This window comes from Commensalibacter sp. Nvir, from assembly GCF_963921845.1.
Taxonomy (GTDB): Bacteria; Pseudomonadota; Alphaproteobacteria; order Acetobacterales; family Acetobacteraceae; genus Commensalibacter.
This window is the reverse complement of the sequence record NZ_CAWUGZ010000077.1, coordinates 1-15,118: the sequence shown is the minus strand read 5'-3', so window position 1 is coordinate 15,118 and position 15,118 is coordinate 1. Positions and strand designations below refer to the sequence as shown.

The following is a 15,118-nucleotide window of genomic DNA, read 5'->3' as shown; positions in this document are numbered from 1 at the left end:
GTGATAGAGTCATCCAAAATACATACAAGTAAATACAGACCAATCTGGATTATACGTGGGATTTTTGGTATAATTACGAAACAATATTAACCACAACGTAAAAGCCTGAAACAATTACGTATAGCGGTTAACTATTGCTAGTCGCCTGTGGATGCGTAACCCACAAACTCTATAAACATAAGCGGAAAAAATTATGTCTGATCTTAAATTATTACAGAACCAAGCATTAATCAAGAAAAATTTTGACTTAGATACTTACAAAAAACAACTTTCAAAAGCCCAACAAGACCTTACCTTGGTTACCGACCCTTTGGCCATTATTGGAGCCGCCATACAATGGGGTCTATCTGAAATCCCAATGGTTGGGGGATTTCTATCCTTTATGACAGGTATATTTTGGCCAACCAATGATACAGATGTATGGGAAACCATTAAAGATAGGGTCAAAAATCTCGTTGATGACGAAATTGATACCGCAGAATGGAGCAGGCTCCAAACTGAACTTAATGAGGTTAAAGATAAATTAAATGCTTACGCTGAAGAATTACAAAAGGGTCAATATGATCTTGCCTTAAACTCTTTCAATTACCTTTTAAATGACTTTATTGGCAAAGAAGACCTCTTCAAGTTAACAGGACATAATTTTGCTTATTCTTTCTCGCCCCTGTTTTCTATGATGATCAATTTGAAAATTACCTTTTTCGTAGAAAGCTACAGAGCTCGTAATGATATGGGCTTGTCTACAAATCAAATAACGGCAATTCAAAATGATCTGGCAAGCACTGTAAACGGTGCCAAATTATATTTGGCTAATTTGGAAAGATCTGTAATAAACAACACAGGCATAGGGGATACACCCAAATATATTAGTTTCTGTAACTATTACTATCTTAGTGTACTCTCTTTTAATAATTTTTTGTGGAATGCGAATGTAGAATACTATTTAAATCCATCGGACGTTTGGGGATGCAGGATCCCTGTTTGTGCATACGGGACATTCCCTAATGCAGAAACAAGTAGCGGAATGCAATATCTATCAAAACAGGATATATTAAAGTGTTGCCGCGATGGCTGTAATAGCCTGGATGATTATTTTGATGATAGTGGTCTAATTCATGTATCTCCCATTGCACCAAGGAACGATTGCCCTATCAAAGCTCTTACAGTTGGTATAACTCGCGATAATTCCCCAGTTGGTAGGTGTACGGGAATTCGTTATACCCTTTTCACATCATGCCAAGAGGGCGGACATAGTGAAACTCAGACCATAAATATAGGTAAAACACCTAGTACTGTATGGGACTCTACGTATACAGTTCAGCTAACTACAGCCGATTTTACCAATGATCATATCAACAAAGTATCCATATGGGCAGCAAACTATATATCCAGGCTTGGGTTTTACTCAAAGGAAGGCAATAGCATCGAAATCGGCCAATATGATTATCAGGATCCTCGGTATGATGTTACCATTCCACCCCCCTATAATCTATGTACAATTATGGGGCCCAGCGATGTTTATGCCGATCATTCAGGAAGTGGTCACGAACTCGGGGGGGTAGGAGTGGGTGCTATCTACGATAATGATTTAGCTAAACCTTTGCTTCAAACCGCGGCCAACACCATGTATTCACAATTTTTAACTGAATAAAATATTATTTGTGCGGCTTTACTTGTATAAAGTCGCATTTTTATTTTGTAAACTTTCACGCTTTGAAAGCGGGTAAGATTAGGCAATTTTGACAACAATGCGGCTGCAAAAAAATTATAGCGACATGTTTACAAACGTGTTCAAACTATAAAGCATCGGAATGAAGTGAAGTTTTTATCTGCAGGGTTAATCATTATAACGATTTTTTAGAATAAACGTATCTTATTACACTTTATTGACGCTTCACTTTATTAAATCACATTCTAGTGATGCAAACGAACCTAGACTGTACTAAGGATTTTTGGTATAATTATAAAACAATATTAACCAAGACGTAAAAGCCTGAAACAATTACGTATAGCGGTTAACTATTGCTAGTCGCCTGTGGATGCGTTATCCACAAACTCTATAAACATAAGCGGAAAAAACTATGTCTGATCTTAAATTATTACAGAACCAAGCATTAATCAAGAAAAATTTTAACTTAGATGCTTACAAAAAACAACTTTCCAAAGCACAGCAAGACCTTACGTTGGTCTCCGACCCTTTGGCCATTGCTGGGGCCTTTGTAAAATGGGGTGCGTCCGAAATCCCAGTGGTCGGGGGGGCGCTTAACTTTCTGGTTGGCATATTTTGGCCAACCACTGATGTCGATGTCTGGAGCAGTATCAAAGATAAGGTAAAAGAACTCGTCGGGGACGAAATAGACGCTGAAGAATGGACTGTGCTTCAAAATAAAATTAATGAGGTTAAGGATAAGCTTAATACATATGGAGAGCAACTGCAGCAAGGAGAATATGACCTTGCTTTAAATTCGTTTAATGCCCTTCTAACGTTTCTTGATGGGGTTGAAGAAAACTTCAAATTAACCGGGAGCAAGTTCGCTTTGTCTTTTACCCCCCTCTATGCTATGATAATTAATTTGAAAATCACTTTCTTTGTCGAGAGCTATAGAGGCCGCTACGATATGGGATTGACCTTTAATCAAATAGCAGCCATTAAAAACGATTTGGCAAGTACCGTAAATAATGCCACATCATACCTATCGAATTTAGAACAATCTGCTATTAATTATACTGGTATATCATATACTAATCCACGTGTTGTTTTTTGCAGGTACTACTATATTAGTGTGATCTCATTTGTAAATAAATTATGGAGCAGTAATATAGACGATTATATTAATCCAACAGATGTTTTTCAATGCAGAATTCCTCTTTGTGCTTACGGATCGTTCCCTAACTATTTTGATGAAAACGGTAATATGGTATACCTCTCCGTTGAAGACATAATAGCATGCTGTCGAGATGGCAGTAATACTGAAATGGATTCAGAAGATTCTAAAGGTAATATTCAAGTGCCGAGAATAACTCAAATGACGGGTGCAAATGACATTGCTGAAATTGGTATTGCCCAAGACAAATCACCAATTAGCAGATGTACCGGTATTCGTTGTGAAGTTAATACAATAGCATCACCAGGCAGTGATCCCGTTAGCGTCACTCTTGACTTTGGTAAAACACCAACAACTCATTTTGATCCCGACTATACTGTGTTTTTCACAAATCAAGCTTTCGGATACAATCACATCAACAAGATTTCTGTATGGGCAGAAATTTTTGTAAGTAGAGTCGGATTTTATTCATTGGAAGGTACGCAAATAGAAATTGGTGAAATTAATGACCCAGATTATAGAGATGACACCACTATTCCACAACCTTACAATCTTTGTACAATGATGGGAACCAGCGATTATCTTCCTTATTACATGTCTCCATCGTTCCAGAGTGGACACTCACTGGGAGGTATAGGATTTAGCGGTATTTACAACAATGATTTAGCCAAGTCTATGCTTCAAACCGCTGCCAATACCATGTATTCACAATTTTTAACGGAATAAGATACTATTTGTGCGGCTTTACTCATGTAAAGCTGCACTTTTATTTCTATAAAATTTTCCACGCCTTCAAAGATTGTTAAGCGTGAAGTAATTTGATAACGTTTTATACAATTTGTGTAAAATAATGATCCACTCCATCACTAAATAACAACCAAGCTCAGAGCCTGGCAAAAATTACAACGTTTTCTCGATAGTTTTCACTGTTTCAACAGAAATCTGTTTGAAAAGCAATACGTTATATGCATCATAAACACAATTTAACCAATGCTTTTTTTCTACCTAAATGGATTTAAAGTTCGGTTTTCGATTGTAAATTTATTTAGCTTTAAAATCGCTTTAGCTATATAGAATATTTCCGAAATTGCCTCGATTTTACAATATTATATTTTTGATAATGATAATAATCTTTTAAACTTTGGATTAAGTACAAATCTACTTAGGCTATTACCACCAATCATTGTGTTACCAACATTGATGGTTAAAGCGTTTTGGGTAAAAATAAGACTTTTTCGATCTTAAAAAAAATATCAACTGAACTAGGCCGCTGCATTCTAGTCATTTAAATTGTACAGGGTTAACTAAACATATTTCACTATCAAATGGCTCAGACCATTGGCAAGAAAACCTCATCATCCCTCACAGTTAACACATTTGTAGCACGATACAGATTAGAATAATGGGAATGTCTTTGTTTTCCTAAGCAGTCTCTGCCACCTTCTATTGTTTAAGTTGCCTACCATAAAAAAATGAGGTGATGATTTTTTTCGTAAAATTGATTACAAATTCTGGTCAGTTTTTACTGCTGTCTTTTTCTTTTACTTCTATATAACTTACCCATATAAAATAGCGTTACCTAGTCTGGTTTTCAGACGATTGGGATTGTATAATCCCAAGCTAATAAACAAACCCTATACCATTACAATTCATTAAACATTTAAATTCCGTTGATTTACACAAGATCTATGTATAAATCTTTCAAACTATTCTCAAATCTATCGCGCCTTTAAATTTAATTTAACTGGTTTCGAATAAAATTCATGCTCTCTTTCAGATCACGCTGAATAGTTCCAGAATTCTGAACCGATTCCGCAAACGGTTCGTACGAGACATAGCCCTTGTAACGGGCAATCTGAAATTGTTTTAATTGGTCAATGTTTTCCAATTGATCCGCAGAATACACTAACACACGATGGGCATCCAACAGATGATTTAAGGCAATGGACGAATCCATAACCCCGGACACATGCACAATACCCGTATACTCTACAAAAAAATTTTTTTCCTGAGCCAAATGGTGATGAAAGGTATCATGCACCAATTTAAAAACGCCTTGGCCTTCAACTGCGTTGATGGCGTCTACCGCATCTTTTTTTCTACGTAAAGCGGATTGGGTAAATCCCAAGGGCTCAATAAATGCACGCACACCCGACGCTAAACATAGTTTTTTCAAATGCGTTAACGCAGTGTATAGATCTTTTTTTCGTTCATCTGGCGTTCTTACATCGTTTTTTTCATTAAAAGGGCAACAAACAATTGCGTGCACCCCCATATGCTCTGCCATTTCGAACAACGTACCGGCTTGCTTTTCACGATCCCTATTCCAAAGGTCAAAAGGATACAGCGCATTAATGGTTAAAATTTTAATAGCATGTTGAGCACAGCATTCTTGAATATGTTTTTGTTTCGACCGATTGTAAAGATCAATTCCAGGCAAATCATTGCGCAATTCAATGGCGTCAACATTTAATGCAGTACATAATTTTAGATATCCATCGAAGGATAAATGGGGGGCTACACTGCGATTTAATGCAAATTTCGGAAAACTCATGTGTTGTGTCCTTATAACTCTACTTTCAGTATTTGAATTCGATTTTACAAAAAGATAAATTCAAATAAACGTGAACATAAAGAAATTTTTCTACTCGTCATAAGTGCGACCCTGCACACAGCAAAGTCGAATGTGCTAATAAGTTAAAAAAGAATTTTGAGGTTCTTTAAAAAGAACTATGGTGTTAAACATAATCAAATAAATTCAACCCTCAAGTTTGTCTTTTCAATCCCATTGATACGGTGCGATATGTTTCTTAAAAATTTCTACAAAGATAAAACTATGAAAAATTTTTTACGATACTTTGCACTTACAAGTAGCTTACTTTTATTGCAATGCAGTTATCCTGCAAAACTTGATCGCTTCAGCGCAGCACAACATAAATATCGCTTTATCACGGCTTTGGATCAAGAATATCGGAATGGGTATTTCGGAACGCCTGACCCTGCCGCTTTGGATCGTTTGCATCGCTATCAACAACAAGCCAACGATGCGGTTAATCAATGCCAATCTCTTCAAAATTCTGCGTTCTCCTCAAACCCTTGTCTAAAGGAGGCGTTAAATAAAATTGCAATTTACGAATCTTACCTTAATGCACTTGGCGCAACACAAGCGACTCAAAATACATTTACAGGGTTTTAAGCTTATCCAATACAGTTTGCAGCATATAACTGGCAGCCACTTTATCGACTACCTCGCCACGACGTTTACGACTAAGATCTGCCTCTTCAATCAATAACCGATTCACCGCACTGGTCGTTAAACGTTCATCCCATAAATAAGCTGGCAAAGCGGTCGCCTGCGAAAGCGCAATTACCCAATCCCGGGCGGCTTGCGCGGCGGGTCCGAACTCACCGCTTAAGGATAAAGGTAACCCACAAACCAACCCACCAATCGCTTCTTCCTTTTGCAATTGCCTAATCGTTTGCACTAACGCAAGCATCTTGCCTCGTTTGACTGTCTCTTTGGGCGAAGCTAGCATCAATGTAACGTCGGAAAGCGCCAAACCAATTTTTTTTCGCCCAGGATCGATACCCAGTAACCGGTGATGTTTAGGAATAACCTGACTATACTCTTTTAACGATTGATAAAGCATAAATTTAATAAAACCAAACAGTGCAATAAGGGGTTGTTTTTAAAGACCAGCGTAGCTAGAATTTTATGGAGTGCCATACCACTGCATCCACATATATTCCGCTGTTATACTCTATTAATAAAGATAAAGGATAGCTATTATAATGAAAGCCATAACTTATACCCATCCTGGCGAGCCTAGCGTATTAGAAATCACCGAAGTTGCTCCCCCTACTCTTAAAGACGGTGAAGTTATCATCAAAGTGTTGGCAGCTGGGATCAATCGTCCTGACATCATGCAACGCAAAGGACTTTATCCCCCTCCCCCAGGGGCCAATCCACGCTTAGGGCTCGAAGTTGCAGGGGAAATAGTACAGCTCAACGCAAATTCAAAATTTAAACGGGGCGATCGGGTGTGTGCATTGACAAATGGTGGCGGTTACGCCCAATTATGTTCCGTGCCCGAAGAGCAATGTTTACCTTGGCCGCAAGGGTTTGATGCGGTTCAAGCTGCAGCCCTACCCGAGACATTTTTTACCGTATGGACTAACCTTTTTGAAATTGGCAAGCTGAGTTCTCAAGATTCTGTCCTTATTCATGGTGGTAGTGGCGGTATAGGGACGGTTGCCATACAATTAGCGCATCAATTTGGCGCAAAAGTGTATACTACTGTAGGCAGCGAAGAAAAAGCAAAATGTTGTTTAACATTAGGTGCAACGCACGCTATTGATTACAAGCACGATGATTTTGTTGAAAAAATTAAAGCACTTACGGATGGTAAAGGAGTTAATCTCATTTTAGATATAATGGGAGCATCATATTTTAATAAAAACATTAAGGCTCTAGACTACGATGGCCGATTGGTTATTATTTCTTTCCAAGGGGGTGTTAAAGCCCAAGACGTTAATCTGGCCACTATGGTCGGTAAAAGACTGACCATAACCGGAAGTACGTTAAGACCCCGCTCAAGCGATTTCAAAGGATATATTGCTCAGTCCCTTTATAAAAACGTTTGGCCTCTTTTATCCAATAAAAAAGTAATGCCGCTTATACACAAAGTACTTCCGTTCGAATGCGTTCAACACGCCCATGAGCTCATGGAAAGCGGTAGTCATAGTGGTAAAATCATACTTGATCTTTCCCACTTCTGATTTTACCTTGTTAAGGGATTTTGCCTAGGAAATGGTTTTGCTCTGTCTGCTTCTCGCCATAAAAACCACGCGCCGACAGAGCGATAAGGCTGCCAATGTTGAGTTAATGCATCCAATTGTCGAGGTTTGGGTTGTTCGTTCCATCCCTTGCATCGTTTCCAGCCTTCTCGCACGCCAAAATCGCCCGTAGGCATAACATTCAAGCGGCCTAAATTAAAGATGAGCATCATCTGCACGGTCCATTCCCCTATCCCTGGCAGAGGAATCAAACGATCGATTATCTGCTGATTGCTTAAATTCTGTAATTCCTGCCAACTCGTGCAATTGCCTTGAAGGCAAAATTCGGCAAGTGTTTTCAATGCCACACGTTTTCGAAGTGAAAATCCGCATTGTGCCAGTGTGTCGTCCTTCATCATCGCAAGCGTATCAGCATCCGGCAAACGACCCTTGTTTACAGTTTTTAGGCGGTCTAAAATAGAGTGAGCGGCTTTAGCATGCAATTGCTGTCCAGCGATAGAGGTAACCAGAGCACAAAAAGGAGATGGCTCTTTAACCAAGCGTAAACGACATTTTTTCTCTCTGCGGATAATAGTCGCTAATTCAGAATCTTTAGTTATCAAAAATTCTGTTGCTTTTTTCAATATATCCTTTTGAATAAACGTGGTATTTATTCTCATCTACTGAACATTCAACCGTCCCTATTTGGAGCTCTTTGTTGTTTGGCTGTCTAAATGTTAATATCTCTTTTTAAAAACATGACAGTCAAATAAAAAACAATAGCCTTTACTCGTTATTTATCATAAGTGAAGCATTTATCTCGCATGACGAAAATTGATCCTTTTGCATATAAGTTAAATGTAAAGACAAACGCAGAAGATCGTTTAACAGGCAGCACTATACTTGTTCACGAACAACATCTAATACAACCCAGTTACGTAAACCGACTTAAACCTTGTTTTATACGATTAGCACAACGAAAAAAATTAAATTTTGCCGGTTTTAAACTGCTGAGAAAAGAACCTTTTCTTTCCAAAACTCGTATCTTCAAGGGTCTTACTGACAAATCTATTCCCCAAAAAATTTCGACTAAATTAACAGGGGTCCCACCTGAATTTCGTTTAACGCACACACCTAATTCTCGAAAACAACCCTATTTTGGTGTTGTGTGGTCCTTGGCTTTTCATGGAATTATAGTGTTGCTTATCATGTGGGCTACGACTGTTAAACTCTCACCAGGCAATAGCACTCAAGGAAAACCTGTCGATGTGGTTTTTCTCCCGACAAAAACTGGGAGGAGTGGTATGACCGGACCGGGTTTAGATGGACAAAAAGCGCAGCCTATTCTCCAACAAACTTCTCCACCAGCAGAACTACCACGTGCCAGTGCTGCACCCAGCGCACCTGAACCTTCCTCAGAAGACACTTCAGATATTCCGTTACAAAACGGTATGGAAGCCTTGTCTATTCCTAAATATCAACCTAAAAAAACGAATAAAAACCCCACCAAAAGCCGTAATTACACGTATCATTATAATAGTCATCAACCAAGTCATAACCCTTCGAGAACCAGCCAAAAATCCCCTTTTGAAACAATGACCAATCTGGATTTTAGCGATAATCCGCGTAAATCTAAAAGACAGATGGCTTCACGAAAATACACCCAGGGATCTAATTCAAGTATTGATTTATCAACGGGACCATTGGTTAAAAACGGTAAAATCAATGTACCTTACGCTACAAAAATTAATATTAAAGGGGTTACCGACGATTATGGTGAACTTGTCGCCAATTGGATCCATAATCACATGTACTACCCTATTGAAGCCGCTGAAAAAGGTCAAGATGGCAGCCCTTCTGTACATGTCGTACTGAACAAAGACGGTAAAGTTACCTCTATAGCGTTGACCAGCTCGTCAGGCTCCGACGCTTTGGATGCCGCAATTGTGGGTATGTTCCGTGACGCCACATTGCCCAAAATACCCCCTGACTTACCTGATCATTTCGATTTAGATCTTACTATTAATTATATTTTATTAAGGCGTTAAGACCAGTTAGGAACAGTTTCTTCGAGCTGTCCTCCTACTCTAAGGGGGCTTACCTTTTCAGCCAAACCCGACGAATCATTGATCTGCATCAAAAGGCCACAAAGCGTCCCTTTTCCTTCGGCTGGACTAAAACGCATACCGGGCATCTTTGTAACAAAACGGTTAATGGCCGCTTCTTTTTGCATGCCAATCACGCTATCGTAATCACCACACATACCTACATCGCTTTGAAAGGCAGTACCGCAAGGCAATACACGATGATCGGACGTAGGGGTATGCGTATGCGTGCCAATAACAGCGGAAACTCTACCGTCTAAATAATACGCTAAAGCTGTTTTTTCACTGGTGGCTTCAGCGTGCATATCAACCAAGATAGCATCCACTCCACGTGCAAGCGTATTATGCGTAAGCAATTCATTTATTAAGCGAAAAGGATCATCCATAGGTTCCATAAATAATCGTCCAACCAAATTAATAACCATGACACGCTTTTGTTTGGCAACGGTAAGAATATGAAACCCACTGCCTGGACTTTTGGGGGGGAAATTAAGCGGGCGTATTATTCTAGGTTCTTTATCAATATACGGTATAAGATCTTTACGATCCCAACTGTGATTACCTAAAGTAATTGCATCCACACCATTATTGAATAAATCTTGAGCAATCATTGGCGATAAACCAAACCCATGACTAGCATTTTCAGCATTCGCCACTACACCATCAATCTTTAAATCGGATTTTAACTTCGGTAATCTACTGTAAATAACCTCTCTACCACTACGACCAACGATATCCCCTAAAAAAAGTATCCGCACACTTTACACTTTCAAATCCTAATTATTCCCTTCTCAGTAACGATCATGGGCAACGAATAATCAAACTTTTCCGAAGGAATATGCTCAAATTGTTGGTATGAACAAGCCACCCCTGCACAATGTATATTGTGCAAATTGGTTAAAGTTCGATCATAATATCCCCCCCCATAGCCCAATCGATTGCCTTGGTCATCAAACCCCAACAAAGGAACCACAACGAAATCAGGTATCTCCGATTTGGTATCAGGATAATAGGTACCATACAATCCTTTTTTTAATAGTATAGAAGGGGACCAAAGATGAAATGTTAAAACTTGTCCATTAGGACGAGTTTTTGGCAAAAGAATTTGATAAGTTTCATTATACAATTGGCCCATCATCGGTCTAAGATCAATTTCCCCTTGCATGGGCCAAAAACAAGCTATATTCTCACCTTTAGGACAAAGCGTATGAATCAATCGACTTAGATGATGGATCAGCTTAGGCGTGTGTTGTTTTTGAAACTCAGCATTGGCCATTCTTCTCTTTAATGCAACGGACCGCAGCGTTTTTTTTAAATGAATTGCTTTATTCATTTCTGTCCACTGGCTCAATGCGAAGCCGCTTTAGCCGTCGGTCTATCAACTCTTCCGGACCTGTTAATACAGGTGGGTGCCAGTATAACAAAACCACGATTTTGACAGCGCCAGCCCCCTTGGAAGATGTTATCGGCCCAGGAGATGATTACCCTAACAAACCAAGCAGCTCCGCAAAGTTAATCTTAAGACACTTCGAGCTTTCCCGCAATAGCTTCTGCACGATCTGCGAAGTATTGGAGCTGTTTTTTTAACTTATCATTTTCGTTTCGAACTAAATTCACTCCTTCTTCACTCGAATTATGTTTAAGGTTTTCAAGTTCAAGCTCTAAATCATGTATCTTATCCGCCATCAATAACCCTGCGAGTGCAAGCATTTTTCCTTCTCCACTCTGTCCCCCGAGTTGACGTACACATTCAATATGTTTTTCAACTTCCTGAACTATAGTGTGTAAATGCTCTTCTTGTTCATCGCTGCAACCCACCGTATAGTTATAACCGTTAATGGTTACCGTTACCTGTGCCATGTTGTATTCTCTACCACTTGGGTTAAAAATAAATTACGTTTAATGTTTTTTTTCCAAAATATCTTTTAATTGAGCTATCAACGCATCTAAATTTGCCAGGATAACTTCTTTGTGATGAACACCCTCTGGAGAAATTTGTTTTTTATGTGACGCGTCTATGTTTTCAGAAATGAGGGTAAGTGCTTTTTCTAATCGTTTACTCGCTAAAAGACTCTGAGGTTCACCTTTTTCTATCGATTCATTCCAATAAGTGGTTTCATTTTTTAAATTTATTTCACTCATTATACCCTAGACCTATCGCTATTAAATTATATGAAATTATAGTAAGTAGTTTGGGTTTATTAAATTAGAGTTATAATCTACTTTTACCATTCATCCAAACAGTGTAAAATTTTATCGATAATGACACAATATACTTTTCCTAACCAAAAGGCTTTTTTATTGCTTTTTAAGGATTATTTAACCCACCATAGACAAATTTGCTTCAAAATTGATAACTTTGCCCAAATTTATTTTTTAACCGTTAACCTTCCTAATTCTGTAAATTCTATACAATTTTTATCATCCCAACATGTTATAACCAGCTATGGGGTGAGATGGTGGTTACAATTGATTAAAGAAAGCAAGTTAATACTTCAATTGCAAAACATAACCGACATCCTTGATTGTGTTGACTATGCCGGATACGCTATGGCCGCCCTGCGATTGGGTCAAAAAAATATTCTATTTGATTCTCGTTCTACTCAATTCAAATCTTTAGCCTTAAGAGCTTTTTCGGTACAAGCCAACCTGGTATCCACTCCTGCTGAATGCTTTGACATGACACCCTTACGATATAAAATGGACTAAGTACCTATTCCCTCAAGTAACAATATTATGATCGAATAAACCTAAAACGTAATAGAATTTTTTTATACGAGTAGATAAAACTATTACAAGATTTATTTCCTTATTGTAACACGTTAACACAGGTAACACGTCATGCACATTACACCCCAGGTTAAAACTATACTCAATAATTACGAAACCGACAGCGCAGCAACCAAAATTAATATGGCTAGAATATTAATGCACGGCAAACTTTCCGGAACTGGAAAGTTGGTCATCCTACCTGTAGATCAAGGGATGGAACATGGGCCTGCCCGTTCATTTGCGGCTAATCCTGATGCCTATGACCCGCATTATCATTACAAAATGGCTATTGATGCCGGGTTGAATGCCTATGCAGCCCCCTTAGGTGCCTTAGAATGCGGCGCGGTTAGCTTTGGTAATCAAATCCCTACAATTTTAAAATTAAACAATGCCACAAGTTTGAACTCTGTTAAAAATCAAGCCATCACGGGTTCGGTCCAAGAAGCACTTCGCTTAGGCTGTGTTGGGGTTGGGTATACTATTTACCCTGGCAGCGATTATTGTTATGAACAAATGAGTCATTTGCAGGAAATAGCACGTGAAGCAAAGGCGGCGGGATTGGTTGTAGTAACATGGAGCTATCCTCGCGGGGGTGATTTTTTAGATAAAGCTGGCGAAACCGCAATTGATGTTTGTGCCTATGCCGCTCATATCGCTGCGCAAATGGGGGCCCATATTATCAAAGTCAAACCTCCCACAGATCATCTTTGCTTACCTTTAGCCAAAAAAGTTTATCAAGACCAGCATATTGATATTTCAACACTTGCAAAACGAACGGAACACGTTATGCAAGCCTCGTTCGCGGGTAGACGATTGGTGCTTTTTTCTGGAGGGGAACAAACAAGCGATCAATCTTTGCTTACCACAATACAAGGCCTTAAAGACGGTGGCGCAAGCGGTGCAATTATAGGAAGAAATACGTTTCAACGTAAACGAGAAGATGCTTTGTTGTTGCTTAACAACATTATTGATATTTTCAAAAGCTAAACGTGTCGGTCACCATCCATCAAAAAAGTATTAGAAGCCGTTAACTCAGAGCTTTTAATTTCTATATTTTTAGGACTTTTGCGACGTATAGTTATTGATTAATAAAAGACTCAATGGTTATTTAAACGCTATGCGAAACTAATGTAACGAAATTAATAGATACTATGAAAACGTGCGAATTATACCTTCTGACTCCTCCTAGCGTTGATCCTTTTCTTTTTAAAGAAAAACTTTCGCGGGCTTTGGATACTGGACCTATTGCCGCGGTTCAGCTTCGGCTAAAGCAAGCAACGGACGACGACATTGCCCGAGCGATTGAGGTTTTACAGCCTATTGTGCAAAGCCGAAATATTGCGTTTATATTGAATGACCGACCCGATCTGGCAAAAAAATATGGTTGCGATGGAGCTCATATTGGTATGGACGATATGGATATTAACACTGCTCGAGCCATACTTGGCAATGATCTTCAATTAGGTGTATCCTGCTATGATAGTAAGGATTTGGCAATGAAAGCAGGAGAACAAGGGGCAGATTATATTGCATTTGGTGCATTTTTTCCATCGGTCTCCAAACATACCGAGGTTAGAGCCCCCGTTGAATTATTAAAATGGTGGACAGAACTGATGGAGCTGCCAGTCGTCGCGATTGGGGGCATTAATGCACAAAACTGTATACCTTTGGTTAAAGCAGGGGCTGATTTTATTTCTGTTATCAATGCCGTATGGAATCACCCCGATGGGGTAGAAGTAGGAGTCAAATCCCTTTTAAAATCTATTCAGCACGCTTTGGAACATACTGAAGTCTAAAAAATTACCCTATTCGTTGTTGTTGATGTTTAACAGCGATTGGGTAACATAAAGGGTTCCATTCGCTTGAGGAATTCCATTTATCCATATTTTGTTTTTTTCACCGCGTTGGTTCATCGTAAAAAACGAACCTGTTTGATTTTCTATTCCTACAGTCAATTTTTTATTATAATACGTGGTTAAGGTATAAAATCCACCATGGGTTAAAATTAATTGCTTTAATTGGTCCGGTGGATAATTCCCCAATACAATGGTATACGCCATCAATTGTTTTAATAAGTTTTGATTCGCGGCATCCATGATGGACCCTTCAACTAAAAAGGGTGGCTTTTCTAAAGGTCCGTTAGGAACCGCAAACACGGTATAAGGTCCCTTTCGTTCAATAAGTTCAAGCAAACCGGTTTTCGCTAACGCTTCTTTATAGTTGGTCAATACAATAGATTCTCTGAGGGTACGATCCAAAGGCTGATCGGAAAAAATAGGCATGTCGGGAACAGGAAATTCTTTTGCATCGGTATAAGCCGGTATAAAATAAGGCTTTGCATTCCCTTTAACAAAATAGGTATCTACCTTAGAAGTCTGTGCGCAATAGGCGTGAGGGGTTCCTTGCCATTGGCATTCGCGCTCATGCTCAGGGACGCCACCGCAGCCAGAAATTAAAAACGTAATGAATGAAAAAACTACCCACGGAACTTTAGCACCATGTTTTGAAAAACTATGGTTTTTATGTACCGTAAAACAATCCGAAACTATCACTTTTACTCTCCTAATTCCCTGCGTTCATATCGCTTAGATTTCATTTAAATTTAACACTATAAATTAAGATAACTCTATAATATTAGGT

16 protein-coding genes and 1 other RNA gene are annotated in these 15,118 nt (G+C 38.9%); 8 read left to right on the top strand and 9 right to left on the bottom strand.

Annotation, left to right across the window (positions count from 1 at the left end):
* Positions 1 to 193: 193 nt before the first annotated feature.
* Together AABE15_RS05360 and AABE15_RS05355 are read left to right on the top strand one after the other, a co-directional pair.
* On the top strand, positions 194 to 1,651 hold the full coding sequence (locus AABE15_RS05360; RefSeq protein ID WP_338330255.1) for an insecticidal delta-endotoxin Cry8Ea1 family protein: 1,458 nt from the start codon (positions 194 to 196) through the stop codon (positions 1,649 to 1,651).
* Positions 1,652 to 2,081: 430 nt separating this feature from the next.
* Complete coding sequence (locus AABE15_RS05355; protein ID WP_338330254.1) at positions 2,082 to 3,551, top strand: insecticidal delta-endotoxin Cry8Ea1 family protein; 1,470 nt, start codon at positions 2,082 to 2,084, stop codon at positions 3,549 to 3,551.
* 1,009 nt (positions 3,552 to 4,560) lie between these two features.
* Here AABE15_RS05355 and AABE15_RS05350 read toward each other — a convergent pair.
* Complete coding sequence (locus tag AABE15_RS05350; RefSeq protein WP_338330253.1) at positions 4,561 to 5,379, bottom strand: TIM barrel protein; 819 nt, start codon at positions 5,377 to 5,379, stop codon at positions 4,561 to 4,563.
* A 282-nt stretch (positions 5,380 to 5,661) separates the two neighbouring features.
* Here AABE15_RS05350 and AABE15_RS05345 point away from each other — a divergent pair, with 282 nt between their 5' ends.
* Entirely contained in the window at positions 5,662 to 6,021 is a 360-nt protein-coding gene (locus AABE15_RS05345) for a hypothetical protein (protein WP_338330252.1), read from the top strand.
* On the opposite strand, the gene ruvX is transcribed toward AABE15_RS05345, so the two are convergent.
* The gene (gene ruvX, locus AABE15_RS05340; protein WP_338330251.1) at positions 6,008 to 6,475 is read right to left on the bottom strand and encodes a Holliday junction resolvase RuvX; all 468 of its coding nucleotides are present in this window, start codon (positions 6,473 to 6,475) and stop codon (positions 6,008 to 6,010) included. The two genes, AABE15_RS05345 and ruvX, sit on opposite strands and share 14 nt — an antisense overlap.
* A gap of 142 nt (positions 6,476 to 6,617) precedes the next feature.
* Between ruvX and AABE15_RS05335 the strand changes: the two genes are divergently transcribed.
* A complete protein-coding gene (locus AABE15_RS05335; RefSeq protein WP_338330250.1) occupies positions 6,618 to 7,604 on the top strand; it encodes an NAD(P)H-quinone oxidoreductase in 987 nt (328 codons plus the stop codon).
* A gap of 2 nt (positions 7,605 to 7,606) precedes the next feature.
* Here the strand turns inward: AABE15_RS05335 and AABE15_RS05330 are convergent, their stop codons facing one another.
* Positions 7,607 to 8,245: a DNA-3-methyladenine glycosylase 2 family protein gene (locus tag AABE15_RS05330; RefSeq protein ID WP_338330249.1), complete on the bottom strand. Its 639-nt coding sequence runs from the start codon at positions 8,243 to 8,245 to the stop codon at positions 7,607 to 7,609.
* Positions 8,246 to 8,425: 180 nt separating this feature from the next.
* Between AABE15_RS05330 and AABE15_RS05325 the strand changes: the two genes are divergently transcribed.
* Positions 8,426 to 9,649, top strand: a complete 1,224-nt coding sequence (locus tag AABE15_RS05325; protein WP_338330248.1) for an energy transducer TonB — start codon at positions 8,426 to 8,428, stop codon at positions 9,647 to 9,649.
* On the opposite strand, the gene AABE15_RS05320 is transcribed toward AABE15_RS05325, so the two are convergent.
* The 5 genes from AABE15_RS05320 to AABE15_RS05300 form a co-directional block, all read right to left on the bottom strand.
* Entirely contained in the window at positions 9,646 to 10,464 is an 819-nt protein-coding gene (locus AABE15_RS05320) for a TIGR00282 family metallophosphoesterase (RefSeq protein ID WP_338330247.1), read from the bottom strand. The genes AABE15_RS05325 and AABE15_RS05320 overlap by 4 nt on opposite strands.
* 11 nt (positions 10,465 to 10,475) lie before the next feature.
* Positions 10,476 to 11,039, bottom strand: a complete 564-nt coding sequence (locus tag AABE15_RS05315) for a 5-formyltetrahydrofolate cyclo-ligase (protein ID WP_338330246.1) — start codon at positions 11,037 to 11,039, stop codon at positions 10,476 to 10,478.
* Between the two features lie 18 nt (positions 11,040 to 11,057).
* Positions 11,058 to 11,214: non-coding RNA, 6S RNA (ssrS, locus tag AABE15_RS05310), on the bottom strand.
* A gap of 10 nt (positions 11,215 to 11,224) precedes the next feature.
* The gene (locus AABE15_RS05305; RefSeq protein ID WP_338330245.1) at positions 11,225 to 11,566 is read right to left on the bottom strand and encodes a cell division protein ZapA; all 342 of its coding nucleotides are present in this window, start codon (positions 11,564 to 11,566) and stop codon (positions 11,225 to 11,227) included.
* 39 nt (positions 11,567 to 11,605) lie between these two features.
* A complete protein-coding gene (locus tag AABE15_RS05300; protein WP_338330244.1) occupies positions 11,606 to 11,848 on the bottom strand; it encodes a hypothetical protein in 243 nt (80 codons plus the stop codon).
* 120 nt (positions 11,849 to 11,968) lie between these two features.
* On the opposite strand from AABE15_RS05300, the gene AABE15_RS05295 reads away from it, so the two are divergent.
* The 3 genes from AABE15_RS05295 to thiE all read left to right on the top strand — a co-directional run bounded on the left by AABE15_RS05295 (position 11,969) and on the right by thiE (position 14,274).
* Positions 11,969 to 12,415 (top strand): hypothetical protein, encoded by a 447-nt coding sequence (locus tag AABE15_RS05295; RefSeq protein WP_338330243.1) that lies wholly within the window; start codon positions 11,969 to 11,971, stop codon positions 12,413 to 12,415.
* Between the two features lie 132 nt (positions 12,416 to 12,547).
* A complete protein-coding gene (locus AABE15_RS05290) occupies positions 12,548 to 13,465 on the top strand; it encodes a class I fructose-bisphosphate aldolase (protein ID WP_338330242.1) in 918 nt (305 codons plus the stop codon).
* A 164-nt stretch (positions 13,466 to 13,629) separates the two neighbouring features.
* The gene (gene thiE, locus AABE15_RS05285; RefSeq protein WP_338330241.1) at positions 13,630 to 14,274 is read left to right on the top strand and encodes a thiamine phosphate synthase; all 645 of its coding nucleotides are present in this window, start codon (positions 13,630 to 13,632) and stop codon (positions 14,272 to 14,274) included.
* Between the two features lie 9 nt (positions 14,275 to 14,283).
* Here thiE and AABE15_RS05280 read toward each other — a convergent pair whose 3' ends face one another.
* On the bottom strand, positions 14,284 to 15,030 hold the full coding sequence (locus AABE15_RS05280; RefSeq protein ID WP_338330240.1) for a fasciclin domain-containing protein: 747 nt from the start codon (positions 15,028 to 15,030) through the stop codon (positions 14,284 to 14,286).
* Between the last annotated feature and the right edge of the window lie 88 nt (positions 15,031 to 15,118).

What these genes read in the sequence shown, in the direction of transcription:
- AABE15_RS05360 (WP_338330255.1), top strand. Translation starts at nt 194, where the DNA reads ATGTCTGATCTTAAATTATTACAGAACCAAGCATTAATCAAGAAAAAT.
- AABE15_RS05355 (WP_338330254.1), top strand. Translation starts at nt 2,082, where the DNA reads ATGTCTGATCTTAAATTATTACAGAACCAAGCATTAATCAAGAAAAAT.
- AABE15_RS05350 (WP_338330253.1), bottom strand. Translation starts at nt 5,379, where the DNA reads ATGAGTTTTCCGAAATTTGCATTAAATCGCAGTGTAGCCCCCCATTTA.
- AABE15_RS05345 (WP_338330252.1), top strand. Translation starts at nt 5,662, where the DNA reads ATGAAAAATTTTTTACGATACTTTGCACTTACAAGTAGCTTACTTTTA.
- ruvX (WP_338330251.1), bottom strand. Translation starts at nt 6,475, where the DNA reads ATGCTTTATCAATCGTTAAAAGAGTATAGTCAGGTTATTCCTAAACAT.
- AABE15_RS05335 (WP_338330250.1), top strand. Translation starts at nt 6,618, where the DNA reads ATGAAAGCCATAACTTATACCCATCCTGGCGAGCCTAGCGTATTAGAA.
- AABE15_RS05325 (WP_338330248.1), top strand. Translation starts at nt 8,426, where the DNA reads ATGACGAAAATTGATCCTTTTGCATATAAGTTAAATGTAAAGACAAAC.
- AABE15_RS05315 (WP_338330246.1), bottom strand. Translation starts at nt 11,039, where the DNA reads ATGAATAAAGCAATTCATTTAAAAAAAACGCTGCGGTCCGTTGCATTA.
- AABE15_RS05305 (WP_338330245.1), bottom strand. Translation starts at nt 11,566, where the DNA reads ATGGCACAGGTAACGGTAACCATTAACGGTTATAACTATACGGTGGGT.
- AABE15_RS05300 (WP_338330244.1), bottom strand. Translation starts at nt 11,848, where the DNA reads ATGAGTGAAATAAATTTAAAAAATGAAACCACTTATTGGAATGAATCG.
- AABE15_RS05295 (WP_338330243.1), top strand. Translation starts at nt 11,969, where the DNA reads ATGACACAATATACTTTTCCTAACCAAAAGGCTTTTTTATTGCTTTTT.
- AABE15_RS05290 (WP_338330242.1), top strand. Translation starts at nt 12,548, where the DNA reads ATGCACATTACACCCCAGGTTAAAACTATACTCAATAATTACGAAACC.
- thiE (WP_338330241.1), top strand. Translation starts at nt 13,630, where the DNA reads ATGAAAACGTGCGAATTATACCTTCTGACTCCTCCTAGCGTTGATCCT.